Raw genomic sequence first — 25,758 nt, 5'->3', positions numbered from 1 at the left:
CCTACTCAATGATGTCGCCACGTAACAGATATTTACACAATGCCGCTGTACTTACGAAACCTAACATTGCAATCAAAAGAGCAGCTTCAAAATAGAGCGATGTGCCCATAATCAAGCCAAACAAAAGGATCAAAGCAATACTATTAATATACATAGTATCCAACGCCAAAATGCGATCTGGCTGATCCGGACCATTAAACAAGGTTACAAGGTTGAGCGTCATCGCAATCACAACCATGGCTGTAGCAGCAATAAGACAGAACATTAACATCCAAAAATCTCCTTCAATGGCTGCTCGTAGCGCTCTTTAATCTCTTTTATAGTTCCAGCCTCATCTACAAGGTTAAGTGCATGCACATATAACCATTTTTGATCTATGGATACTTCAGCACTCACTGTTCCTGGCGTTAAAGAGATCGTACTGGCCAATACAGTGATAGGAAAGTCGCCCTCTATATCTAAAGGAATCGCTAAAAAACCTGGCTTCAAACGCTTGGTAGGACCAAGTACCTGAACAGCTACTTCAAAGTTGGCTGAGACAATATCTCCTAACACTTTCAGAGCATATAAGACCACTTGAACCGGCTTGTTAATATTTAACCGGTGAAGTTGAGTTCCTCTTAACAACAAAGGAATCCCAATCGCTAAGATAGAAGCTAATACCAGATGACCCGGTGCTACCGATTCATTCAGCAACAGCCAAACGACAAATAAAATTAAGCTTTGCCAAGGCATAGGAAAGATCATACGCATACCTTAACCTCCATTCTCATTTGACGCTGGCAGCAGCATATAAGGATTTTCTGCTTGCTGATAAATTTGGTTCGCGGTTTCCTGTGTAAATTCAGTTACGGGGCCACCAAAAATAACTAACAGTGGAGACATAACTAGCAGGAAGAAAACAGAAACAAACTTCACTTTTGGTAATTTTTCACAGTGGTTTGCATCACCACTGACTCGCCAAAACAAAGTAGAACCGCCTCGGGACATGGCTACAACGCCCATTAAACTAGCGAGCAAAATAGCAGACCACGCCCACGCCATCTCTGCAGGCTCCACAGCCGTTTGCAGTATCATCACTTTACCCAAGAAACCTGAGAAAGGCGGCAAACCGATCATTGAAATAGCGGCTAACGCAAACGCAATTCCAAGCGGAAGCGACTGACACATTCTACGAGATCGAGCAAAACGATCTGAAACTTTACCCCTCTGTTCGGCAATTGCGTCAGCAAGTAGGAACATCGCGCCAGTAATAAGCGTTGAATGGATCAGATAATAAAGTGCCGCGGATGCAGATTCAGGTGTATTGATAGCCAAAGCACACAGTAGTGTACCGACAGAAACAATCACTAGATTAGAAACCAACATACGCAATGTCTGACTTGCTAGAGCGCCTATAGCCCCCATAACGAGCGTAAGTACCGCGATCGGCCATAGCCAAGGACCAGCAAGATTAGCTAACTCTCCGGCATAGTCACCAAAACCTACAGTAAAGATACGCAAGATACTGTATATCCCTACCTTGGTCATAATCGCGAATAATGCAGCTACAGGAGCACTAACACTTGAATAGGTTCTCGACAGCCAGAAGTGCAGCGGGAACATCGCAGATTTTAAACCAAAGACAAGTAAAAGCATCATCCCGCCGATTTGCGCGAGCAATTTATCTTCGCCAGACAAGGTACGAATTTTCACTGCCATATCGGCAATATTCAGGGTACCTAGCACCCCATACATAATCCCTAGAGCGAAAAGGAATAGTGCTGAACCCACTAGATTTAGCGTTACATAATGTACGCTCGCCAACGTTTTCTGCTTACCACCGCCGTGAACAACCAACGCATAAGAAGCAAGCAATAGCACCTCGAAGAATACGAACAGGTTAAAGATATCCCCTGTAAGGAATGCGCCGTTTATCCCCATCAACTGGAACATAAACAGCGGATAGAAGAACATACCTGTTCGATCATCCCCTGCGGCACCATAGAGCAAAGCACCAAAGGCCAGAACCATGGTTAGCAAGATCATCAAACTAGATAAGCGATCAGCGACAAGAACAATACCGAATGGCGCTTGCCAGTTACCTAACTGATAAATGGTAATTTCACCGCTACCCGCCGTAATCAGTAACTGAATTGCGACAATTAAAGTAACTGCTGCACCAACAAAAGTGATGAACCTCTGACGGTTTAGCGTCGTAGAGAAAGGCGGCAGCATCATAAGTACTGCCGTTAGCATTGGCAGCAAAACAGGTAAAATCGGAAGGTGCTGCATCATTTCGACTTATCCTTCTTCTCAATATCCAAAGCTTTTTCACGCCCATCAACATGGTCATTACCCAAATCCGCACGAGCCCTCATAGCTAAGATAACCGCGTACGCAGTCATCGCGAAGCCAATCACGATGGCAGTCAACACCAATGCTTGAGGCAGAGGATCTGCATATTGTTCAGACGAACCTAAAATAGCAGCCCCATTAACAACCAGTCTACCGCTGGAGAATAGGAAGAGGTTTACAGCATAGGACAGCATTGTCAGTCCCATCACTACAGGGAAGGTTCGACCTCGAAGAGTCAGAAAAATACCGCAGGTCGTTAACACACCCACGCAGAGCGCATACATTAATTCCATTACATATTCTCCAACTCACGAGCGTCTACTCGTTCTGAAGTTGTCAATTTACCTAGGTTCGCCAAAATCATCATGGTTGCACCAACAACAGTGAGATAAACACCCAAGTCGAACATCATGGCACTCGCCAGCTCAAATTTACCGACCCAAGGCCATTTGAAGTAATCGAACCATGAAGTTAGGAATGGACGGTCGAATATGAAACTACCTACCCCCGTCATAAATGCGATCAACAGGCCAGAACCTATTAGTGCCTGATATTTCAGACGGATATTCTCTTTCATCCATTCAACACCATTAGCAATGTATTGCTGGATTATTGCCACGGCCGTGATAAGACCTGCAATGAAACCACCGCCCGGTTCATTATGGCCGCGCAAGAAGATGTAAACTGAGACCATTAACGCCAAAGGCAGTAACATCTGAGAAATCGTCGACAGTACCATTGGATGGGAATCAGTGCTCCAATGACGGCCATGCTCATCACCAGAAGGCATGTAAAGACGCATACGAACAATCAGTTTATAGATACCCAACGCGGCAATACCCAGCACCGTAATTTCACCAAAGGTATCAAAACCACGGAAGTCCACCAGAATCACGTTGACCACGTTGGTACCGCCACCGCCCGTTTTACTGTTCGCAACAAAGAAATCAGAGATTGATTCAAGCGGACGCGTCATCATCGCGTAGTTAACCGTACCAATGATGCCACCAATCAAAGCCGAGATACTTAGGTCACGAACTAGGCGTCGAGGGGACGATTCTTTCGGCGTATTCTTAGGTAAGAAGAACAATGCAAGCATCAGTAGAATCACGGTTACTACTTCTACAGCCAACTGCGTCAGAGCCAAGTCTGGCGCAGAGAAACGAGTAAAGGCTACCGACACGATGAGACCTACGACAGAAAGCATCAGTAGAGAGGTCAAACGTTTTCTGTGCCAAACCATGGTCGCAATAGCAGCAAGGATCAACAGCAAAGCGGCTGTACCCGAGGCATAATCAAGCGGTATTTGTGATCTATTCCCTGCGGTTTCTTGTAAATACACTAGAGGCATCACAGAAACAGCAAAGATCATAAACAAGAAAATGGATAAATAACGTTGCAACGAACCGTTTTCAATCCACTCATTAACTGCGCGAGTTGAGTTAACTAGCCTTTGCACCCAGCCCTCAAATACCAATTTAGAATCAGGCTCTGGGAATTGGCCTTGGAATTGGAAAAGCTTTTTACGGTTATAGTAGATGATAAAGCCACCGAGCATGGCCAGCACACTCATCAACAACGGTACGTTAAAACCGTGCCAAATCGCTAAGCTAAATTCTGGCATTGGACCTTGTAAGGTAGCGATTGAAGCTGCATTCAGTAGATCAATAACAACGATGCCTGGAACCAAGCCCACAACTATACAAATAGCGACCAAAATTTCTACAGGCACTTTCATATAACGAGGCGGTTCATGCGGTGTTTTCGGCAAATTAATCGGCTCTCCATTAAAGAAGACATCGTGGATAAAACGTAATGAGTAAGCAACCGAGAATGCCGCACCCATTGTCGCCAATACAGGTATAACCCAAGAGAGTGAACCTAAAGTTGCTTGATCCAATGCTTCCGTGAAAAACATCTCTTTAGATAGGAAGCCATTTAGTAACGGCACACCCGCCATAGACGCCGCTGCGATAATCGCTAAGGTCGCGGTATATGGCATATATTTCCACAAGCCATTTAGCTGACGCATATCGCGTGAGCCAGCCTCGTGATCAATAATGCCCGCCGCCATAAAGAGCGACGCTTTGAAGGTAGCATGGTTGATGATATGAAAGATTGCAGCGACTGCAGCCATTCGTGTGTCCATACCCAACAACAGCGTAATCAAGCCTAGATGACTGATAGTCGAGTAAGCAAGAAGACCTTTTAAATCGTGCTTAAAGAGCGCTATATAGGCACCGACCAACAGTGTACATAGGCCTGTGATGCTCACAATCAGGAACCACATATCTGTTCCAGACAGCACTGGGTAGAAACGTGCCATCAGGAAGATACCCGCTTTTACCATCGTCGCTGAGTGAAGGTATGCACTCACAGGCGTCGGAGCTGCCATCGCATTTGGCAGCCAGAAGTGGAATGGGAACTGAGCAGACTTTGTAAAAGCCCCCAAAAGTACCAATACCAAAATAAATGGATACTGAGCAGATTCTCGAATTAAGTTACCACTGTCGAGCACTGCTTGAAGATCATAACTGCCAACCACTTGGCCAATTAAAATCACGCCTGCTAACAGCGCTAAACCACCCGCACCTGTCACAGTAAGCGCCATACGCGCGCCTTTACGAGCTTCTGTTTTATCTGACCAAAAACTAATAAGCAGGAAGGAACTAATACTGGTCAATTCCCAGAAGAACCACATTTGGATCAAGTTACCCGAAGCAACGATCCCCACCATAGCGGTCATGAACAGCATCAAATAGGCAAAGAATTTACCTATAGAGTCTTTCTGGGATAAGTAATACCGAGCATACAAAATGATCAAAAGACCAATGCCCAATATCAATAATAAGAAAAGGAAGCTTAAACCATCGAGCCTAACAGATAGCTCCAAACCAGCCGCAGGCACCCAATCGACAGCGTAAGCAAATACCTCGCCTTGGAGTAACTGAGGACTGATAGAGAGAACTATCCCTAAAGCAACTGCAGGTGCAATCGCAGTTAAAATAGTACAGACGGTTCGACTAAAACGAGCAGCATACAATGGCACAAGGCTGCCCAATAAAGGTAATAACAATACCGCAAACAATTTCATACGTGTCTTTTTCCGGTTAATCCCATCACCAAGAATGGATAGAAATTTGTTTTCACAGCTAACAAACAACCCTACATAAGGTTATGAAAACACTCTAATTCTGTATGTTTTTGACCACACTGTCCATGACAACTCGCCTCCTTGAGTTCATTCTAGACAACTTAAGAACAAAGCAGTCTTAAACTAAAGATTCGCTCAATACTTCTGCACCGAATAAAATGCAATTTAATCATCCATACCCACATATTGCGCATAGACATCAGGTGCAAGGTTTTCAAACTTGGTGTACTTACCAATAAAGGCCAAACGACTCGTACCGATTGGGCCGTTACGCTGCTTACCTATGATGATTTCAGCTACACCTTTGTGTTCTGAATCCTCGTTATAAACTTCATCACGGTAGATAAACATAATCACGTCGGCATCCTGCTCAATCGCACCCGATTCACGCAAATCTGAGTTTACAGGACGCTTATTCGGACGCTGCTCAAGCGTACGGTTAAGCTGAGACAAGGCAACAACAGGGCATTCAAGCTCTTTCGCAATCGCCTTCAAAGAACGAGATATTTCAGAAATCTCTTGGGTACGACTCTCGATACCCGGGGTTTTCATCTGCATAAGCTGCAGATAGTCAATCATGATCAGTGATAAAGGACCATGCTCACGTACAATACGACGTGCACGGGTACGTAACTCGTTAGGGCTAATACCGGCCTGATCATCAATAAACAACGGCTTATCGCGCATCATATTGACGGCCGTTGTTAGTTTAGGCCAATCCTCTTCTTCCAACGAACCAGTCCGCACTCGCGTCTGATCGATACGACCCAACGAAGACAACATACGCGTCATCAACTGTTCCGCAGGCATCTCCAAACTAAATACCAAAACAGGCTTATTACTCGCCATTAAGGCATTTTCCACCAAGTTCATGGCAAACGTGGTTTTACCCATCGATGGACGCGCAGCAACAATAATTAGGTCAGAAGGCTGCAGACCCGCCGTTTTGGCATCAAGATCATCAAACCCGGTAGTTACACCGGTCATATCCCCATCACTGTTAAAGAGGGTATCAATTCGATCTACTGCTTTTTTCAGCAGTTCATTTACACCCTCAGGGCCGCCTTGATTAGGGCGATCTTCCGCAATTTGGAAGATCTTTTGCTCCGCAGAGTTCAGTATCTCTTCGGAGGTTTTGCCATCCGGGTTAAATGCATCATCTGCAATTTCATTGGCTGCCGAGATCATTTGACGCAAAAGCGAACGGTCGCGCACAATTTCGGAATAAGCACGGATGTTAGACGCACTTGGTGTGTTCTTAGCAAGCTCGATCAAATAATCTAGCCCGCCCGCACCTTCTAGATCACCGGTACGATCCAATTCTTCAGATAAAGTAACAACATCAATCGGATTGCCATCATTAACGAGCTTACGCATCGTACGATAGATTTTGCGATGCTCCTGACGATAGAAGTTATCATCTAGGACCACCTCAGATACGGTATCCCAAGCATTGTTATCAAGCATCAAGCCACCCAAAACCGATTGCTCAGCTTCCATCGAATGGGGAGGCACTTTAATCCTTGCTAGATCTTCATCCGTTAGTTCACTTTTTTCCATCATTCACAACAGCCTAAAAACAAAAAAGCACCGCATGGAAAATCCACGCAGTGCTTTATAGTACAGTACAGTACGGCTTAGCTAAAGACGATTACTCGCCTACAACAGCTAGCTTAACTGTAGCAGTAACTTCTGGGTGTAGTTGAATAGCGATGTCGAATTCACCGATAGCGCGTAGAGCACCTTCAGGTAGACGAACTTCACTCTTATCAACGTCTGCACCAGCAGCAGTTACAGCGTCAGCGATGTCACGAGTACCGATAGAACCGAACAGTTTACCTTCGTCACCACACTTAGCAGTGATAGTAACTTCTTTCTCGTTCAGTGCTTCAGCACGTGCAGTAGCAGCAGCTAGTTTTTCTGCAGCTGCAGCTTCTAGCTCAGCACGACGCTCTTCAAATTTAGCAACGTTAGCTTCAGTTGCAGGAACAGCTTTGCCCTGCGGTACTAGGTAGTTACGACCGAAACCGCTTTTTACGGAAACTTTGTCACCGAGGTTACCTAGCTTACCAATTTTCTCGAGCAGAATAACTTCCATCTCGTAAACCTCTTTTGTTCTGCAAAGAATTGCAGTCCTAATTCTTAACTGGAATTCGCGATCTGATATCAACAAAACTATCAATAGCAGCCGCAAATACCAGCAGCGTAATCACATACGGTCCCATAAAGAAGGCTGCAACATAAAAGGCAACCAACCAAGACCTTCCTAAATCACGTTTAGCCAAACTGCCATGCACCAATGCGATACCCGCAATGATCCAAGGTAACAGCAACAGTGGTAACCAGCGTAACGACTCCAGATCTAACTGGTAGCAAACGAACGATGCCGCTATTAACACTCCTGTATACAGCTGAGGCAGTCTCAATACATGAAACTCTCGCTGAAAACCGCTCGGGTTGTATAACCCAGCTTGCCAAGAGCGTGCCAGCATTACACTGACAAGCATCATTACCGTATGCACTGATGTTAAACCGCCCAACATGAGCTGCCTTAGCTGCTCAGGATCAAGCTTAACCTCTTGGTTGGCTTGACTAGCTGACTGCACTAAAAACTTATCTAACTGCTTAATTACCTCATCGAGATAGCTGCTAAGCATAATATCCATGCCTACGCTCGCTATAGCTCCTACAGGGAGTGCAATCATAAGCACTTTTGCCCAAGAAACCGTCTCTCTCAAAGTAATTGCAAGGATATATGTTCCTACAATTACAGCCAGTGGTGTCGGGTCGGACACACTGTATGCCCAGACTCCTGCAGGCAATAATGCCCAAATCAGTAGTCCGGTGCCTTCACTTCGGCCTTTACGTAAAGTAACCAAAGCGACGGCAGCTGCACTTACCCAATAAAGTAATGGCAGCAAGGCGGCGATAACCGCCACAAAAGCCGCTTGTTTACGGCCTTTCATGACCAATTCGGCCAAGGCACGCATAGCGACTCTCCTACCTAATTACTGATGGCTATCAGTGTAAGGTAGTAGCGCTACGAAACGAGCACGCTTGATAGCAGTAGCCAGCTGACGCTGGTAACGCGCTTTAGTACCTGTAATACGGCTAGGTACGATTTTGCCAGTTTCGGTGATGTAACCTTTTAGCGTGTCCAGATCTTTGTAATCGATCTCTTGAACACCTTCAGCCGTAAAACGGCAGAACTTACGACGGCGGAAAAAACGAGCCATTGTATCTCTCCTCAGAAATTAAATTACTCAGCAGCTTCTTCAGAAGCTTCCGCAGCAGGTGCTGCTTCTTCAGCTGGCTTTTCAGCAGGCTTTTCTTCACGGCGAGGTTTACGCTCTTCGCGAGATTCAGCAGCTTTGATTGGAGAGATCTCAGTGATCGCTTCTTTACGACGGATAACCATGTTACGCAGAACAGCGTCGTTGTAACGGAATAGGTTTTCCAGCTCGTCTAGAGTTTCCTGACCACATTCGATGTTCATCAGGACATAGTGTGCTTTATGAGCATTGTTGATTGGGTAAGCCAACTGACGGCGGCCCCAGTCTTCTAGACGATGAATTGTGCCTTCTGCACCTTCAATTAGAGAGGTGTAACGCTCAACCATCGCAGAAACCTGCTCACTCTGGTTCGGGTGAACCAGAAATACGATTTCATAATGACGCATTTTAGCTCCTTTCGGGTTAATAGCCCCCTGACCACACCATGTGGTAGGCAGCAAGGAGATTGGAAATAGTTCTCCAAAGGACGCGTAATTCTACGCGCCTAACAAGAGCTATGCAAGGGAAAGACTAGCAAGAGAGGCATTTAGAAAACATCAACTCACTTGATGCATCGACACATAAGCACCAAGCTTCTCACCGGAAGTATCAAATAGCGGCTGACCACTGACATAAACACGTTTAGGCTCGCTCGTATTTGAAACAATAACAATCTCTAGGTTTGATATATGCTCACCATTTAACGCTCTAAATATTGGCCATTGTGAATTATCTAATTGAGTTACACCATCAGCAGCAAATAACTTAAATGGAGCATCCTCAAAACGCTCTAGATGCGCACCTTCAGGTAACCCTCTAAGTTGATTCACCACTCTATTTGAATAAACAAAACGACCATCGACATCACAAACAACTACGCCGCTATCAATGTTCGCCAATACAGCTTCCATAAAGTGAGCCTGTTGAGTTAATCGCTTTCGCAAGGCCTCACTCTTTTGCTGATTATCTTTTAGAAAGTCCACCAAACCTTTAAAGGCGTGCGTTGTGTCGGAAATATCATGAAAGATACTGCCTCCAGCATCGATATTAACTTCTAACTGGCCTTTTTTTACGGACTCAACGCTCTTCTGTAACCTAACGATAGGACGAGAAAGCGATCGCGCAAACCAGATACCAATAATCAAACTGACTAATGTTATCCCTCCTGCAACGATAAAGTTAAATTTCTGATTTGCTTTAATTTCTGTAAGGAAGTCATCTTCCGGCACATACAAGCCTAAGAGCCAAGGCCAATTATCTGAAAAGGGCGTAAATACTGCGTGGTATTTTTTCCCTTCGTGCAAATAACTCGTATTAACAGCTGTATTCAATACATACCAGCCTGGCGAGCGATCAAGGGAATCAACAGCAGCTCGAGTTGCCTTATTACTCAGCTCCCCCACCTTCAACAAACGCTTGACCTCTTCATTTTGAGCATAAGTACCTTGAAGATTACGATGAGCAATCACATCGCCATTATTATTCATAATTAATGCTGAAGCATGCTCACTTAATTCCAGATAACCTAGAAAATCCGACAGTGCTGATAGATCTATATCTACCCCCACCACCCCAATAAGCTCCCCACCTTTTGTAAAAACAGGACTAGCTACGGTGATCCCAGGTGTTTGAGAGGTAAAAAATAGATACGGATCAGTCCAGGTCTGCTGCCTTTCACCCAAAGCCTTAGTAAACCATGGGCGAGTTCTTGGATCATAAGAATCATTTGGATCTTCAGTTGTTTTTACCAACTCTTGATCCTGACCAAACCAACGATTTGTTACAATTCTCTGCCCAGCATCTTCATTAATGCGTTTAATTTGGTACGAGCTTATTTCAGAGCTCCTACGCACAAAATAAAAGTCTCCATCTAGGTTACCGTAGTAAATACCCGCAATATGAGGGAATAACATGAGCTGCTCAAAGAAATACTGCTCCATTTCATCAGGACGCTCTTCACTTACTACTTCATTTCGAGCCAAACTTTGAGTCAAGCTAACAGCGGAGCGGGCAGGCGAAAGAAACTCTTCAGAGTGCTGGATAACTTCACGAGATAAATTGCGCATTAATTTTTGAGCATGGCCTATTAGGACCTGCTCAGTGGTAATGTAGGATGAGGCCAGAATGACACAAACCGTTACAATCTGCAGCGTCACAATGCCTATAGCCAACGTTTTAGATATCGATAAGCGCATCGCCTCACCAAATCCCCAAAGTTTACCTATACAAGCCCTTTTAGGAGATAACAAACACCCCCAACACCCATCAAAAAGGGACAACAATAACCTTAAAAAACAAGCAACTAACTAAATAACATTGCAACTAATATAGCGGATAAATATATAGACTCCAGTAAAAAATAAAAAAGGGCCACTAAAAAGCAGCCCTTTCTAAGGAAAAGCACTCAAAAATGAGATTATTCCACTTCAACAATCTCAAAGCTGTGGGTGATTTCAACACCACCTCGCTCAAGCATCAAGGATGCAGAGCAATATTGTTCAGCCGACAGCTTTACAGCACGCTCAACTTTTTTCTCGCTCAAGCCACGGCCACTAACAACAAACTTTATGTGGATCTTAGTAAAGACAGCGGGTACTTCGTCAGCACGCTCAGACTCAATTTCTGCGACACAATCAACCACATCTTGACGTGTCTTTTTCAAAATACCCACAACATCGTAGCTAGTACAGCCACCTAGACCCAGAAGCATAAGCTCCATAGGGCGAGGCCCCTGCTTCAGCTCGCCATCGATCATTAGATCAAAGCCAGAACCGGTTGTGCCTTGAAAACGCACATCTCCATCCCATTTAACCTTGGCACTCATACTCATAAAGCTACAACCTTACTCAAACAATTCTTTTAATTTCTGACCTGGATTTTCAGCACGCATAAACGCTTCACCCACTAAGAAGCTATGAACATTATGTTCGCGCATTGCCTGAACATCTTCGCGACTATGGATACCACTTTCAGTAACGACAATTCGATCTTCTGAAATAGAGCTCAGCAAATCATAGGTATTATTTAACGTCACCTCAAAGGTATGTAGATTTCGGTTATTAATACCAACCAACTTATTATTTAGCGGAAGGGAACGCTCCAACTCGTCAGCACCATGGACTTCAATTAATACATCCATTTCTAGCTCAAGTGCCAGACCATTCAAATCAGCCATTTGCTGATCCTCTAAGGCAGATACAATCAATAGAATGCAGTCAGCACCAATAGCACGCGCTTCATAAACCTGGTACGGATCGACAATAAAGTCTTTACGGATAATCGGCAAAGAACAGGCAGCTCGCGCCAGCATCAGATACTCTTCGCTACCGTGGAAATAATCTTTATCTGTTAAAACCGACAAGCAACTTGCGCCACCCAACTCATAAGATTTAGCAATATCAGCTGGCACAAACGGATCTCTTAGCAATCCTTTAGATGGGCTATGCTTCTTAGCTTCAGCAATAACCGCAGAACGCCCCTCAGCTATCGCTTTCTCCATATTCGCAACAAAACCACGAGGGTCAAAATCAGTCCCCTTTTGGTCAGCAATACGTGCTTTAAGATCAGCAATAGAAACTTTTGGCTGTCGCTCTGCTACTTCCTGCGCTTTACGGGCAAGAATTTTCTTTAAAATCGTTGGTGTATCTGACATCTCTTAACCCTTAAATGCCTGACTAAAGCCAGCCAATTCTTTAACTTTAGATGCAGCCGCACCACTTAAAATAGTCTCTTTAGCCAACGCCACACCCTCTTTAAGGTTAGCAGCCTGATCCGAAACATAGAGAGCTGCGCCAGCATTGATAGCAATCATATCAACCGCTTTGGCATGCTCACCGGCAAAAGCCGCTTGAATCATTTCCAAACTTTCAGCAGAGCTACTTACTTGCAAACCCTCTAGTGTTTGCTTGCTAAGCCCAACATCATCAGCGGTCAAAGTATACTCACTCACTTCACCATCTTTTAGCTCAGCCACATAGGTATCACCAGCCAAACTAATTTCATCCAAACCTTCTGCCGCGTGAACGACCATCGCATGAACCGCACCTAATGCCTGCAAAGCCTCAGCTAGAGGGCGACAAAGTGTTTTATCAAACACACCTAAGAGGTAATGTTTAACACCTGCTGGGTTAGTTAAAGGCCCCAAAATATTAAATAAGGTTCTTAAGGACATCTCTTTACGAGGACCAATGGCATGCTTCATCGCACTGTGGTGCTGAGGCGCAAACATAAAGCCCAAACCAACCTTCTCAATACATTGCGCAATTTCTTCAGGCTTAAGCTCTAAATTAATACCTGCAGTTTCTAACAAGTCAGCAGAACCAGAGCTGGAAGAGACAGAACGATTACCGTGTTTAGCAACATGGCCACCAGCCGCTGCAACAACAAAAGAACAAGCACTAGAAACGTTAAACAGATTCGCGCCATCACCACCGGTGCCTACAATATCAACGGCGTTAGGCACATTAATATCCACAGGCGTTGCTAGCGATCGCATTGCATCAGCAGCACCAGTTATTTCATTTACTGTTTCGCCTTTCATACGCAAAGCGATCAATAAACCACCGATTTGTGCATCGGTCGCTTGCCCTGTCATGATCTGATTCATCACAGCACGCATATCTTCTTGGCAAAGGTCCTGACGATCCACAACCAAAGCTAATGCTTGTTTAATATCCATTGATTATCCTTAGTAATTTCAAGCTGCAGGCTTAGTGCGTTTCAAGAAGTTAGCCAATAAATCATGGCCTTGCTCCGTCAAAATAGATTCAGGGTGAAACTGGACTCCCTCAATATCTAGAGTCTTATGTCTAACACCCATAATCTCATCGACATTACCCTCGTCATCTTGAGTCCAAGAGGTCACTTCTAAACACTCCGGAAGTGTATTTTGATCAATTACAAGAGAGTGGTAACGAGTCACTTCTACAGGTTGTGCTAGCCCTTCAAATACGCCTGCGTCTATATGATGAACAGGAGAAGTTTTACCGTGCATTACCTGCTTTGCTCGCACTATATCGCCACCAAAAGCCTGACCAATACTCTGATGACCTAAACAGATGCCAAGAATTGGCAACTTACCTGCAAAGTGTTCAATCGCGGCCACAGAGACGCCCGCTTCATTTGGGGTGCATGGGCCTGGAGAGATAACAAGATGATCCGGATTGAGCGCTTCGATCTCTTCAATCGTAATTTCATCATTACGATAAACACGCACATCAGCGCCAAGCTCACCCAGATACTGAACTACGTTGTATGTAAACGAATCGTAGTTATCGATCATTAATAACATTATCCAGCCCCTAATAAGATGAAATTAGCTGATTGATTTTGCAATATCATAGATTATCCAAGCCTCGCTCAACCATAGCAACCGCACTGAATACTGCACGGCCTTTATTCATGGTTTCTTTCCACTCCAAACGCGGCACAGAGTCAGCCACAACACCTGCACCCGCTTGAATATGCAGCACTTCATCTTTGATAACAGCTGTACGAATTGCAATCGCCGTATCCATATTACCATTCCAAGAAAGATAACCTACCGCGCCACCATAAACGCCGCGCTTCACTGGCTCCATTTCATCGATAATTTCCATCGCACGTACTTTAGGTGCACCACTTAAAGTACCTGCTGGTAAAGTTGCACGCAGCACATCCATCGCAGAAACACCCGGCTTCAGCTTGCCGTTTACATTCGACACAATGTGCATTACATGTGAATAACGCTCTATAACCATTTTATCGGTGAGTTCAACACCACCTATTTCAGCTACACGACCAACATCGTTGCGCCCAAGATCTATCAACATCAAGTGCTCAGCGATCTCCTTTGGATCAGCAAGCAATTCTTGCTCCATAGCCAGATCTTCTTCAGGTGTAAGACCACGCTTACGTGTACCAGCGATCGGACGAACACTCACCTGATTACCTTCCACACGCGCCAATATTTCAGGAGAGGAACCAACCACATGAAAATCATCAAGATTGAGAACATACATGTAAGGGGAAGGATTAAGGCAGCGTAGCGCTCGGTATAGATCTAACGGTTTGCTTTTAAAAGGAATCGACATGCGCTGAGAAATGACACATTGCATGATATCGCCATCAAGAACGTATTCTTTGATTTTATCCACAGAATCTTTAAAGGCCTGTTCACCATAGCTCGACTTAAATTCTGCTTCCGATACTTCACGCTGCTGCTCAGCTGGAGTAGCTTCATAAGGCGTAGCTGTATGAAGTTTCTCTACCAACTGATCAAGACGCGCCTGCGCTTTTTCATAAGCTTGATCTTCAGCTGGATCTGCATGTGAGATTAAGATCAACTTGCCTGCTAGGTTGTCAAACACAACAACTTCATCAGACACCATCAACAAAATATCAGGTGTACCCAACAGGTCTTCAGGGCAGCTATCTTTTAAACGCCTCTCAACATAACGTACGCAATCATAACCAAAGTATCCGACCAGACCACCATTAAAACGCGGCATCCCTTCTAACTGCGGTACGCGGTAGCGTGCTTGAAATGTCTCTACAAAATCCAAAGGATCAGACATCTCCAGCTCTTCTATAACCTTACCATCTTCTGTAATTGAGATTTTTTCGCCATGTACTTTCAAAATCGTCCGACAAGGCAAACCGATAATGGAGTAACGCCCCCATTTTTCACCACCTTCAACAGATTCTAAAAGGTAACTATACGCCGTATTAGCCAGTTTTTTGTAGGTAGATAAGGGCGTATCCAGATCGGCTAAAACTTCACGTGTAACGGGAATGCGGTTGTAATTCTGCGCGGCTAGTTCCGCAAATAATTCAGGAGTCATGTCTTTATCTCATAATGCCAAAAACGATAACAAGGGCGATCTGAGCAGACACTAAATAAAAGAAGGGACCAACTTTATGAACTAACGCATTAGAAGGAAAAGCAGCGAGATCTATCTATGCGCCAAAAACCAACCCTAACAGTGCCTGCTGATTAAAAAATCAGGCACGCCATCGCCATCGTTCACCCACGTACGGGAGACGATCTTTTTCAGCATTATTTTTCACGGTCGCTGTAGCAAATAGCATCACGGCAGGTTTAATTAAATTTATGAATAGCCAAAAGATATAGCAGCACCCTATTTGAATCAACTACCACCGCCTACTATTCATACATTAATTGAGGACTTTTGCTGTTTTTAATCCCAAAGAACAACGCAAAATGCAATTAAATAGAAGAACCACAAAAGGTATAAACCTTCGCTACGAAAAAAGACAGACCAAAAAAAACCCCGACAAGCGGGGTATACAAGTGCTGTGATAAGAATCAGCCAAGTCAGAAAAGCGACTTGGCGGTACAAGCCATTGATAAATGGGGAATGACCTGTGAGCTTCTACAAGAGTAAATTCAGCCCTGAAATATAAAAAATCGATTTTATTTAAATGAAAGATCGTTTTTTACGAAGATTGAATTTCGCAAGCTCAAGATTCTTAGAATAGATGATCTAAACGCCCGACAATTTTATCGGGATTTGAGAGAGCAATATCTTCACCATGATTGTATCCGTATGGCACACACACCACTGGACAACCAGCTGCTCGCGCCGCCGCTACATCATTCACTGAATCCCCTACCATTAAGGTATTTTGGGGTTCGGCATCGCAACGCTTCATCGCTTCTTGTAAAGGCATTGGGTGAGGCTTTCGCTCAGACAGACTATCTCCACCCAAAACCACCTCAAAGAAATCACTTATCCCAAAGCCTTCCAACATACTATGAGTAAACGAGATTGGCTTGTTAGTAACTACGCCGAGCTTAACCCCGCGCTCACGCATCCGTTCTAGACACTCAAGCACACCTGGGTACAACTCACTCAGATCAGAAGTAGATTCAGCATAAAACGCAAGAAAAAGCTCATAAGCCTTATCAAATAGGGATTCGTCCACGCCTTCGCCCGCCATATCGCCAGCCAAGGAACGACGCACTAAAACTGCTGCACCATTACCTACCCACTGCCCAACTTTGTCGATACCCGCAGGCACTCTCTCTATGGCGACAAGCATTCGATCAATTGCCTGAGCTAAATCAGGCACGCTATGAACTAGCGTACCATCTAGATCAAACAGAACGAGTTTTGGGTTTTGCCCTTCAAACAGCTCTTGCATTAAGCAATCTTCGCTTTAGCCAATTCAGCTCTCATTTGAGCAATAGTCGCAGCGTAGTCATCTGTATTGAAGATAGCAGAACCAGCCACAAACGTATCAGCACCCGCTTCTGCAATTTCACGAATATTACCAATACCTACACCACCATCGATCTCCAAGCGGATATCACGGCCACTCTGATTAATCATCTCGCGAGCCTGACGCAGTTTATCCAAAGTACCTGGAATGAATTTCTGACCACCAAAACCTGGATTCACAGACATCAATAGCACCATATCCACTTTATCCATTACATATTCCAAGTGGCTTAATGGCGTTGCAGGATTGAAAACCAAACCGGATTTACAACCGCCGTCTTTAATCATCTGTAAAGAACGATCGATATGTTCAGAACCTTCTGGATGGAAAGTGATGTAGCTGGCACCGGCCTCAATAAAATCACCAATAATACGATCAACAGGCTTAACCATCAGATGCACATCAATTGGTGCCTCAATACCATGTTTTCTCAGCGCACTACACACCATTGGGCCAATCGTTAAATTTGGCACATAATGATTATCCATCACATCAAAGTGCACATAATCTGCGCCTGCTGCCAAAACATTTTCAACTTCTTCGCCTAAACGCGCAAAGTCGGCAGATAGAATCGATGGTGCAATTTTGAAATCAGACATGGATATTTTCCAGTTACAAATAATTTAGGCATATTTTAGCGGAGCAGACGTCTTGCTGTCAGCCTGCTTCTTACTCATAATCGTTCATATGAAATTTTATTCTTTTCTCCTTACTCTTAGTTTGATTTCCTCTACCGCCTTTTCCGCCGAAGAGGAAGCTAACGCAGGTACTGAAAAAACAGCCAGCGCAACTCAACCATCAACACCTACTGTCGAAAGAACTGAACCCAGTAGAGAAAACAATCTTCGCCAAGCACTATCATCACACCCTGACCCCAGCACTCAGGTACTACAGCTCGATACAGGAAAAGATGGGGAACAATTACTTGGTTACTATTTAACCGAAGGCAGCGGAATACCACAGGGTGGCGTCATCATATTCCCGGATGAACTCACCCATATGGACTGGCCAGAAAATCTCAACCAAATCCGCACAGGCCTAGCCAATCATGGCTGGTATACATTAGCGGTATTTTTACCCCAACCGGCTCAAACTCCTCTGCCAAAACGTACACTACCGGTTTTGTCGGCTATAAAACCAACTCAGAGCCCAGACACCCCTCAAGACAGCTCAACAGAACCTGTAGAAGCCCAAGAAGAAGCCACAACAGAAAACACCGAAACACCTTCTGACGCAGTAATGAACCAACAGGAAAATGCCGCTAACGCACCAACAGAGGCAGTGCAAGAACAGGAAGAAAAAGAGAATTACCAAGAGATCGTAGCCCGCCTAGGCAACACCGCATTTGAGCACCTAAAAAAAGAGAAAGGCGTCGATAGAGTCGTAATTTTAGGGGCCGGCACAGGTGCCACATGGGCTGCACAATACGTTCAAAAGCACCAAGAACAGCAAAACCTTCGCTTAGTCCTCTTAGACGCACGAGACTCCATAACAGAGAACGCTCCGCGACTGCTAGAAATCTTACCCGAGATAAAAACCACCATTATCGATCTACACCATTCTGCACGCAGATCGACAAATACAAATCACAGAGAAAACTCGCCTGAACGAAGATTACGATTAGCACGACATAAACGCATGAACAATTTTCACCAAAGCCGTTTACCGCAAGCCAATGACAATTGGAAAAAAGACAACTCTTGGCTGTTCAAACATGTTCGCGGCATGATCAATACCTACATTATCAAAGCCGAACAACAAAGCCGAAGTATAGATATCCCTTCGGAAGAGCAAAGCAATAAAGAACAAGCTCCAGGCTAAAAAACGCGCTTATTTTCGTGCTACCTTTATTCGTTCGTAGGCAGCCTGAATTTCCTGGGATTTTTCTTTGGCCAGCTCGATCATCTCTTCTGGCAAACCTTTAGAGACCAATTTATCTGGATGATGTTGACTCATCTGGCGGCGATAAGCTTTTTTCACCTCAGCATCAGATGCACTTTCATTCACACCTAGAACCGCATAAGCATCTTTTAACAGCACCGCCGCATCAACACCAGCTTGACCGTGCTGATAAAAATCTCGCTGCGCTTTGACGCGAGCGATCACCTCTTCAACACTATTTGTACCAAATTCTAATAGATGGCAAAGCTCTTCAATGATTTTTAGTTCTGGCGCGCTTACCTCACCATCTGCCATAGCAGCCTGCAATTGAATTTCTATAAACATCAGTTTAACAGTAGGTCGGTGACGCAAAAGGATCGCAAGCGGCTTTACCGTTTTACTAAATTCAAAATCTTCACTTTTCCCCTGAGTAAAAAGATCAATCGCCTCGCGCTTACGCTCATCGGTTAAGCGCATTTGTGTCATTACATTTCGCGCAAATTGAATCTCATCTTCTGTTACGCGCCCATCTGCCTTCGCAATTCGCCCCATAACGGAAAAAGTTGCTTTAAAAAAGGCTTCTTGAGGGTTTACGGCAGCCACGGCTTTGGTCAGAGCGCGACTAATCAAATAACCGACAAACCCACCAAATATCAGCCCCCAGAAGCCACCGGAAAACAAACCTACCGCTGCACCCAGTAATATAGAAGTAGAATACCGCTTAACGCCTGATCCTAATTGCGCGCCCGCCTCTTGTGCATCAAAGGCCATTAATTTGATTCCCCAACACTAATCTATTTATCTCATCCAATCTTTCAGGTGTTCCGATATCTGCCCAGAAACCCTCGAACAACTCACCTGAAACCTTACCTTCAGCCATCTGCTCTCTAAGCAAGGGTGCCAATGGTACTTTCTCATCTAACGCGATACCTTCAAACATCTCAATAGATAAACGACTAATTCCGCTAAAGGTATAACCTATTTCATCATCACTATTCACACAGCCCTGCTGCAACCCAAAATCACCATTAGGGTTATGCTCTGGATTCGGCACCAATACTAGGTGAGAGCCATCAGACTCAGTCAACAATTTTTCAAATGGGTAGTTTGTAAAGACATCACCATTTACCAGTAAAAACTGCTTTTCACCACCAGAAGCTAATAATGACAATGCCTTTCGAATACCACCCGCCGTCTCTAGAGGCTCAGTTTCAGCAGAATATTTGATTGAAACACCGTATTTAGAGCCATCCCCTAAATACTCCTCTATTTGAGCACCAAGCCACGCATGATTAATTACTATTTCTTTAATACCAGCACGCACCAAACGCTCAATGTGGTATTCAATTAAAGCTCGATCAGCAACTTTCAACAGAGGCTTGGGTGTTTTTAACGTTAAAGGTCGCATTCTGGTGCCTAGGCCGGCGGCTAAGATCATTGCCTTCATGACACAATCCAATTATCCAAAACCGTGTCAGAGAAATGCTCTCTGTTACGCATCGCTGGCAATAATTCCGATACCATCCATCCCGCAACTGGCTTTAACTCCTCAACTTTAGCCGCCACGGCAATAAGATAATTCAAGGTTCTAGGTATATCTGCCAAATAACCAGATTTACCATCACGTATATGTAAACGCGCAAAAATCCCTATAGCTTTAAGGTGACGCTGCGCGCCCATTAGATCAAACCAACGCTTAAAATAAATTCGGTCTGGCATATTCTGACCATTAGCGATCAAGGCCTGTCTGTATCCCTCGACCCAGCCATAGACCTTTTCATCCGGCCAATCGATATAGCAGTCTCGTAACAAAGACACTAAATCGTATGTAACAGGCCCCTCAACAGCGTCCTGAAAATCGATAATCCCCGGCGCCAAATCCTTGCGATACATAATATTTCGCGAATGATAATCTCGATGCACAAAAACCTTCGGCTGCTCTAAAGCGGAATCAATTAGGTAATCAAAAAGAAAAGAGACTAAGCGCTGCGCCTCATCATTCAACTTTACGCCCAGTAATTTTTCCACAAACCATTCTCGAAACAACTCGACTTCTCGACGAAGTAGCACTTCATCATACAAAGGCAACTCTTTACCCCGAGCAGGCTGACAGCTCTGCATCAACAACAAGGTATTTAAAGCCTCGCCATACAAACCATCAACGCTTTCGTCTGAAAGCTGATCTAGATAAAGATCATCACCAAAATCCCCAAGAAGCATAAAGCCTTTAGACAGATCATGATTGTGAATATGCGGCACAGGAACACCCGTTCGCTCCAATGCAGTCGCCACCTCTATAAATGGACGACTATCTTCTTTCTCTGGCGGGGCATCCACAGCTATCCAAGTATTTTCACCGGATATTGCTCGAAAATAACGTCGAAAGCTGGCATCACCTGATACAGTTTCGAGCTGCCAATTTTGACTATCAAACCCCGAAAATCCCGGCAAAATCTCCAACAACCACTCTTTTAAATCTGTATACCGCAGATCCATCTAAATACGCCCCATAAACCAACAACATGCTTTAACGAGCTATTATGACACTCCGATAACCCAAAAAGGTAGAAGTGATCGGTAATTCATCGCTAATCATTAATGCTTAACTCTCAACAAAAACCCTGCAGAACTCTACACTCACTGCTTAGAATGATTTATCATTCTGCCCCTTATGCTTAATTTCACTGAGGTTCGGCCACAACCGAATTCTTCGGAACCGCTGAAACGGATTTAGTATTTGATGCCCTTCGCCAAACGATCGACATATACACTAACGTTAGCCATTAGTGCTGCATTAGTATCTAGCTATGCGACTGCAGAAAACAAACCATCTGAACAAGAGATGGCTTGGAGTTGCAGCATGACCAACGATGGCGAATGGGATTGCTCTGTGAATGAAGAGCTGGTTAATCAAACGGAAGCGGCCAAACAAACGCCTCAGGAATCAGTTGCTCAACAGCCTGTTTCATCAACACCTAGCTCTGAAACTACGCCTGTTGAAATTAAAACAACAACACCCGCTCAAGCCGTGCCGATCCCTCGGGTTAGGCAAAAAAACGTTGTTTCGGCACCTGTTACAACTCAAACCCGCTCAAGCGTAAAAGCCAAAGCTACTAACAACGGTGTTTGGGACTGTGTTGCAGGGACAAATGGTGAATGGCTCTGTAACGATGAGATCGAACAAGCACAGCAGCAACCTCAGCTAGCTATTGAAACGACTGTGCAAACGGACGTACAAACCACCGCTCCAGCTGTCATTACTCACCAGCCTATACAAACAGCCGAAGTGATTGGAAGCGAATGGCAGTGTGGCACGAGCCCAAGCGGCGATTGGGATTGTTACAAAGTCAACATACACGCGCTTAGCCTTCCTCAATCACAGCAACGTAGTGGCTCATCTGAACCACTGTATAATACCGAAAACCCATATTCGCACTTGGATTGGGCGTATTATAGAAATCCGCAAGGCCAACAATGTGCTGGGCGTTATATAGAACCTAGTTACCCAATTGCAGGTGATGAACACTTAGAAAACCCTCCGCTCTACTTGGAAGCAGACCAGTCATCTACAATTATCGGTGGACTGAGTCGCTTGCAGGGTGGTGTGACTATGCGTCAAGGCGGGCGCCGACTCAGTGCCAGCTCTGCAGAATTAGACCAAGTTACAAATAAAGCTCGCTTAGAAGGTAACGTTAAGTTCAGAGAAACTGGACTCTTAATGCTAAGTGATAGCGCGCAGATAGACACTGGCAACTCAGAAGCCATTTTCAATAATGCTCAATACGTATTCCACGAAGACGGGTTACGAGGCTCTGCTGATCGGGTCATCCGCCTAGAAGACGAACGTTTACGTATTGAAAATGGTGATTATACATACTGCCCTCCTTTCAGTGATGCATGGAAACTTGAAGCCAACAGTATTGTATTGAATCAAAACGAAGGTATTGGCGAAGCAGAAGATACCATTATCCGTATAGGCGGTGTACCTGTATTTTACACACCTTACTTTACATTTCCGATCGATGATCGCCGTAAATCTGGATTTCTTTATCCAAGCATAGGCTACAGCACCGATGGTGGCTTAGATCTATCTGTGCCATATTATTTTAATATTGCACCAAACATGGATGACACCCTCACTACACGGTATATGTCAGATCGGGGACTATTGCTAGAAAATGAGTTCCGTTATATGAATCAGTGGTCTAGCAACATCCTAAATACCGCATACCTACCAAATGACAAGGCTGCAAATGACGACAGGTGGCTTCTAGGCGTCAAGCACAGAGGAACCCCGCTAGACAATTGGCGTACAAATATTACCTACAACGCTGTGAGCGATGAAGACTACTTCGAGGATCTTGACACTAATTTAGAAGTACGACGCCAAAATCATCTAACCCAACGCGCAGACATTACATATAGCCAAAAGAACTGGAGCTTTAGAGCACGAGTTCACGACTATCAAACCATAGATAAGAACAGCAAATCGCCATACAAACGCCTTCCTCAACTTACTCTAAAAGGAGAAAGTGAATTTGGGGAAGCAGGTGAATTCAAATACATTGCAGAATATACAAAATTTGATAGAGATTTATCAGGGTTAACTGGTCGCGATCGAATTATAGGTGACCGTCGCTTCGTCATGCCGACCATCAATTATCTATGGCAAGCGCCTTGGGGCTATGTTAAACCTGAGCTATCACTATGGAGCAGTAGTTATAGCCTAGATAATCAGCTATCTAGCTTAGGTGAGAGTCCAAGTGTTAATGTACCTATCCTTAGCCTCGATAGCACTGTAATTTTCGAAAGATCACTTAATAGCGGCGGCACACAAACCTTAGAGCCACGAATTTACGGCTTATACGTTCCAGAAGAAGATCAGGATGAAATTCCTGACTTCGACACATCAGAACCTGATTTTAGCTACAACTCCCTTTTCCGCCATAATCGCTTTAGCGGCAAAGATAGAATTGGAGATGCAAAGCAGATTTCGCTTGGACTTGCTAGCCGGTTTTACGGACAAGACGGCAATGCAAAAGCCAGTCTAAGCATTGGTCAAGCCTACTACTTATCTGACCGCAGAATACAACTAAATCCAGACTCGTCTGACTCCACTGAAGGTCAGAGTGATATTGCGACAGAAGCCGTTTGGTATCTAAACCAGCACTTCCGCGCCAGCTTTGATGCTATCTTAGATAACAACGATTTCAGCAATACTGAATCAAACCTTCGCCTTCGCTATAACAGCGACCTAGATCATCGGTTCGACTTCAGTTACCGTTACGAAGAAGACAAACGTAAGCAGACAGATCTATCTTTCATCTGGCCTTTAAGTAACAGCTGGACTGCTATGGGTCGCTGGTTACACGACATTGAAGATAACGACAATCTAGAATCAGCGTTAGGCCTTGAATACGAAAGCTGCTGCTGGAAAGTCAGCTTCGCAGGACGTCGCTGGCTAGATGATAGAGACAACTACGACACAGGCATGTTCCTGAATTTCACCCTAAAAGGGCTTGGATCATTTGGTAGTGGTAGCAATAGCTTCCTTAATGACATCATTGGTTATGAAGAGCGTGAAGAGCACAATGACAAATAAGCTCCGCAAGATACTATTTTCTGCAGCAGTTTTCGGACTACTGATTCCAACTTCGCAAGCAACACTGGCTGCGGAAATCCCGCTGGATCGTGTTGCCGCTGTCGTGAATGATGGCATTATTATGCAAAGTGAATTGGCACAGCGCACCGCTATAGTTAAAGAGCAACTAAGCGCCCGCAATACCAAACTACCGCCGGAACACATTTTACATAAACAGGTTTTAAACCGCCTGATTATCGACAGCATCCAAAAGCAATTAGCTGCCAGACAAGGCATTCGAGTAACAGAAGGGCAGCTTGATGCAGCTATTGCACGGATCGCTGCTCAGAACAGCCTTACTTTAGATCAATTCCGCGATGCTCTAATTGCCGAAGGTCGAGATTATAATCAAGCTCGAGAGCAGATCCGCAACGAGATGCTGATCTCCAATGTACAGCAAAACCTTGTTAACCGAAGAATCCGCGTATCCGAGCAGGAACTAGAAAATTTCCTAAACTCAGCTAGCGGCCAGGAACAGACTTCAGCAGAGTATCTCCTCGGACACATTCTTCTTGCTACGCCATCCCAAGCATCCCCTGAGGCGATTCAGAAAGCGGAGCGCGAAGCCAATGAGGTCTTCAAAAAGCTAAATTCCGGCGCCGATTTTGCTGAAATGGCCGTAGAGTTTTCCGATGCCCCTAATGCTCTTAAAGGCGGTGATTTAGGCTGGAGAAAAGTAAACGAACTACCTGAAGTACTAGGCAATGCGATCCGTAAACTGTCTCCTAGCGAATTCAGCAAACCAGTCAGATCCCCAAGTGGCTTCCATATCCTATTGGCGAAAGATAAGCGCGGGGGTGCCGTACAACTAGTGCCTCAGCGTTTAGTAAGTCACATTTTGCTTAAGCCAAGTGAGATTCGCACATCTGAGCAGGCCAAACGCCAAATAACCCAGTTGTACCAACGCATACAATCTGGCGAAGAGTTTGCCACATTAGCCAAAGAGTATAGTGACGACCCGGCAAGTGGCTCTGAAGGCGGCTCTTTAGGCTGGACGCAGGACGGCCAAATGGTGCCAGAATTCGAACAAGTGATGAACAATACTGGTATTGGGCAAGTATCCGTTCCTTTTGAATCACGCTTTGGCTGGCATATTTTGACGGTCCTAGATACGCGCACAGAAGATCTCGGCGCTCAGATGCAAGAGAATCAGGCTCGCGCAGCTATCCGCAAGCGCAAGTACAACGAAGAATTAACTAACTGGTTACGCGAGATCCGCTCTCAGGCCTACGTCGACATTAAGGAGTGAT

At 44.7% G+C, this 25,758-nt stretch carries 24 protein-coding genes; 3 read left to right on the top strand and 21 right to left on the bottom strand.

Annotation, left to right across the window (positions count from 1 at the left end; genetic code table 11):
• Position 1: 1 nt before the first annotated feature.
• The 18 genes from ACMXYS_RS03045 to rpe form a co-directional block, all read right to left on the bottom strand.
• The gene (locus ACMXYS_RS03045) at positions 2-271 is read right to left on the bottom strand and encodes a K+/H+ antiporter subunit F (protein WP_415883529.1); all 270 of its coding nucleotides are present in this window, start codon (positions 269-271) and stop codon (positions 2-4) included.
• Entirely contained in the window at positions 265-753 is a 489-nt protein-coding gene (locus tag ACMXYS_RS03040) for a Na+/H+ antiporter subunit E (protein WP_415897545.1), read from the bottom strand. The genes ACMXYS_RS03045 and ACMXYS_RS03040 overlap by 7 nt, the downstream gene beginning before the upstream one ends.
• A gap of 3 nt (positions 754-756) precedes the next feature.
• Positions 757-2,274, bottom strand: a complete 1,518-nt coding sequence (locus tag ACMXYS_RS03035; protein WP_415898229.1) for a monovalent cation/H+ antiporter subunit D — start codon at positions 2,272-2,274, stop codon at positions 757-759.
• Positions 2,274-2,630: a Na+/H+ antiporter subunit C gene (locus ACMXYS_RS03030; RefSeq protein ID WP_415883527.1), complete on the bottom strand. Its 357-nt coding sequence runs from the start codon at positions 2,628-2,630 to the stop codon at positions 2,274-2,276. The genes ACMXYS_RS03035 and ACMXYS_RS03030 overlap by 1 nt, the downstream gene beginning before the upstream one ends.
• The gene (locus tag ACMXYS_RS03025; RefSeq protein WP_415897544.1) at positions 2,630-5,431 is read right to left on the bottom strand and encodes a monovalent cation/H+ antiporter subunit A; all 2,802 of its coding nucleotides are present in this window, start codon (positions 5,429-5,431) and stop codon (positions 2,630-2,632) included. The genes ACMXYS_RS03030 and ACMXYS_RS03025 overlap by 1 nt, the downstream gene beginning before the upstream one ends.
• Positions 5,432-5,656: 225 nt before the next feature.
• Positions 5,657-7,051: a replicative DNA helicase gene (gene dnaB / locus ACMXYS_RS03020; protein ID WP_415898228.1), complete on the bottom strand. Its 1,395-nt coding sequence runs from the start codon at positions 7,049-7,051 to the stop codon at positions 5,657-5,659.
• A gap of 91 nt (positions 7,052-7,142) precedes the next feature.
• The gene (gene rplI / locus ACMXYS_RS03015) at positions 7,143-7,589 is read right to left on the bottom strand and encodes a 50S ribosomal protein L9 (protein ID WP_415883525.1); all 447 of its coding nucleotides are present in this window, start codon (positions 7,587-7,589) and stop codon (positions 7,143-7,145) included.
• 37 nt (positions 7,590-7,626) lie between these two features.
• Positions 7,627-8,481 (bottom strand): hypothetical protein, encoded by an 855-nt coding sequence (locus ACMXYS_RS03010; protein WP_415897543.1) that lies wholly within the window; start codon positions 8,479-8,481, stop codon positions 7,627-7,629.
• 18 nt (positions 8,482-8,499) lie between these two features.
• Complete coding sequence (gene rpsR, locus ACMXYS_RS03005) at positions 8,500-8,727, bottom strand: 30S ribosomal protein S18 (protein ID WP_007020960.1); 228 nt, start codon at positions 8,725-8,727, stop codon at positions 8,500-8,502.
• Between the two features lie 23 nt (positions 8,728-8,750).
• The gene (gene rpsF / locus ACMXYS_RS03000) at positions 8,751-9,170 is read right to left on the bottom strand and encodes a 30S ribosomal protein S6 (RefSeq protein WP_415883523.1); all 420 of its coding nucleotides are present in this window, start codon (positions 9,168-9,170) and stop codon (positions 8,751-8,753) included.
• 150 nt (positions 9,171-9,320) lie between these two features.
• Positions 9,321-10,958: a cache domain-containing protein gene (locus tag ACMXYS_RS02995; protein WP_415883522.1), complete on the bottom strand. Its 1,638-nt coding sequence runs from the start codon at positions 10,956-10,958 to the stop codon at positions 9,321-9,323.
• A gap of 221 nt (positions 10,959-11,179) precedes the next feature.
• Positions 11,180-11,587 (bottom strand): OsmC family protein, encoded by a 408-nt coding sequence (locus ACMXYS_RS02990; protein WP_415884634.1) that lies wholly within the window; start codon positions 11,585-11,587, stop codon positions 11,180-11,182.
• Between the two features lie 18 nt (positions 11,588-11,605).
• On the bottom strand, positions 11,606-12,415 hold the full coding sequence (gene trpC, locus ACMXYS_RS02985; RefSeq protein WP_415897542.1) for an indole-3-glycerol phosphate synthase TrpC: 810 nt from the start codon (positions 12,413-12,415) through the stop codon (positions 11,606-11,608).
• Between the two features lie 3 nt (positions 12,416-12,418).
• Positions 12,419-13,441 carry an anthranilate phosphoribosyltransferase gene (gene trpD, locus ACMXYS_RS02980; protein WP_415897541.1) on the bottom strand — a complete coding sequence of 341 codons (1,023 nt, stop codon included), beginning with the start codon at positions 13,439-13,441 and terminating at the stop codon, positions 12,419-12,421.
• Positions 13,442-13,459: 18 nt separating this feature from the next.
• Positions 13,460-14,053: an aminodeoxychorismate/anthranilate synthase component II gene (locus ACMXYS_RS02975; protein ID WP_415897540.1), complete on the bottom strand. Its 594-nt coding sequence runs from the start codon at positions 14,051-14,053 to the stop codon at positions 13,460-13,462.
• Between the two features lie 46 nt (positions 14,054-14,099).
• On the bottom strand, positions 14,100-15,584 hold the full coding sequence (gene trpE, locus ACMXYS_RS02970) for an anthranilate synthase component I (protein ID WP_415897539.1): 1,485 nt from the start codon (positions 15,582-15,584) through the stop codon (positions 14,100-14,102).
• 649 nt (positions 15,585-16,233) lie between these two features.
• A complete protein-coding gene (locus ACMXYS_RS02965) occupies positions 16,234-16,908 on the bottom strand; it encodes a phosphoglycolate phosphatase (protein ID WP_415897538.1) in 675 nt (224 codons plus the stop codon).
• Positions 16,908-17,585 (bottom strand): ribulose-phosphate 3-epimerase, encoded by a 678-nt coding sequence (rpe, locus tag ACMXYS_RS02960; RefSeq protein WP_415883506.1) that lies wholly within the window; start codon positions 17,583-17,585, stop codon positions 16,908-16,910. The genes ACMXYS_RS02965 and rpe overlap by 1 nt, the downstream gene beginning before the upstream one ends.
• Before the next feature lie 88 nt (positions 17,586-17,673).
• On the opposite strand from rpe, the gene ACMXYS_RS02955 reads away from it, so the two are divergent.
• Complete coding sequence (locus ACMXYS_RS02955; protein WP_415897537.1) at positions 17,674-18,807, top strand: DUF3530 family protein; 1,134 nt, start codon at positions 17,674-17,676, stop codon at positions 18,805-18,807.
• 9 nt (positions 18,808-18,816) lie between these two features.
• Here ACMXYS_RS02955 and djlA read toward each other — a convergent pair whose 3' ends face one another.
• Genes djlA through ACMXYS_RS02940 form a run of 3 tightly spaced genes read right to left on the bottom strand, consistent with a single transcriptional unit; the run spans position 18,817 to position 21,363 of the window.
• Positions 18,817-19,638, bottom strand: coding sequence for a co-chaperone DjlA (gene djlA / locus ACMXYS_RS02950; RefSeq protein WP_415897536.1), 822 nt, complete (start codon positions 19,636-19,638; stop codon positions 18,817-18,819).
• Entirely contained in the window at positions 19,628-20,314 is a 687-nt protein-coding gene (gene murU, locus ACMXYS_RS02945; protein WP_415897535.1) for an N-acetylmuramate alpha-1-phosphate uridylyltransferase MurU, read from the bottom strand. Before murU ends, djlA begins: the two co-directional genes overlap by 11 nt.
• A complete protein-coding gene (locus tag ACMXYS_RS02940) occupies positions 20,311-21,363 on the bottom strand; it encodes an aminoglycoside phosphotransferase family protein (protein WP_415897534.1) in 1,053 nt (350 codons plus the stop codon). Before ACMXYS_RS02940 ends, murU begins: the two co-directional genes overlap by 4 nt.
• Positions 21,364-21,607: 244 nt before the next feature.
• On the opposite strand from ACMXYS_RS02940, the gene ACMXYS_RS02935 reads away from it, so the two are divergent.
• Both ACMXYS_RS02935 and ACMXYS_RS02930 read left to right on the top strand, forming a co-directional pair.
• A complete protein-coding gene (locus ACMXYS_RS02935) occupies positions 21,608-24,469 on the top strand; it encodes an LPS-assembly protein LptD (RefSeq protein ID WP_415897533.1) in 2,862 nt (953 codons plus the stop codon).
• Positions 24,459-25,757, top strand: coding sequence for a peptidylprolyl isomerase (locus ACMXYS_RS02930; protein WP_415897532.1), 1,299 nt, complete (start codon positions 24,459-24,461; stop codon positions 25,755-25,757). Before ACMXYS_RS02935 ends, ACMXYS_RS02930 begins: the two co-directional genes overlap by 11 nt.
• The last annotated feature ends 1 nt before the right edge of the window (position 25,758 follow it).

It is taken from the genome of Neptuniibacter sp. QD57_21 (genome assembly GCF_047778075.1).
Classification (GTDB): domain Bacteria; phylum Pseudomonadota; class Gammaproteobacteria; order Pseudomonadales; family Balneatricaceae; genus Neptuniibacter.
Note: the sequence above shows the minus strand (reverse complement) of the source record. Positions and strands in the feature narration are given on the sequence as shown.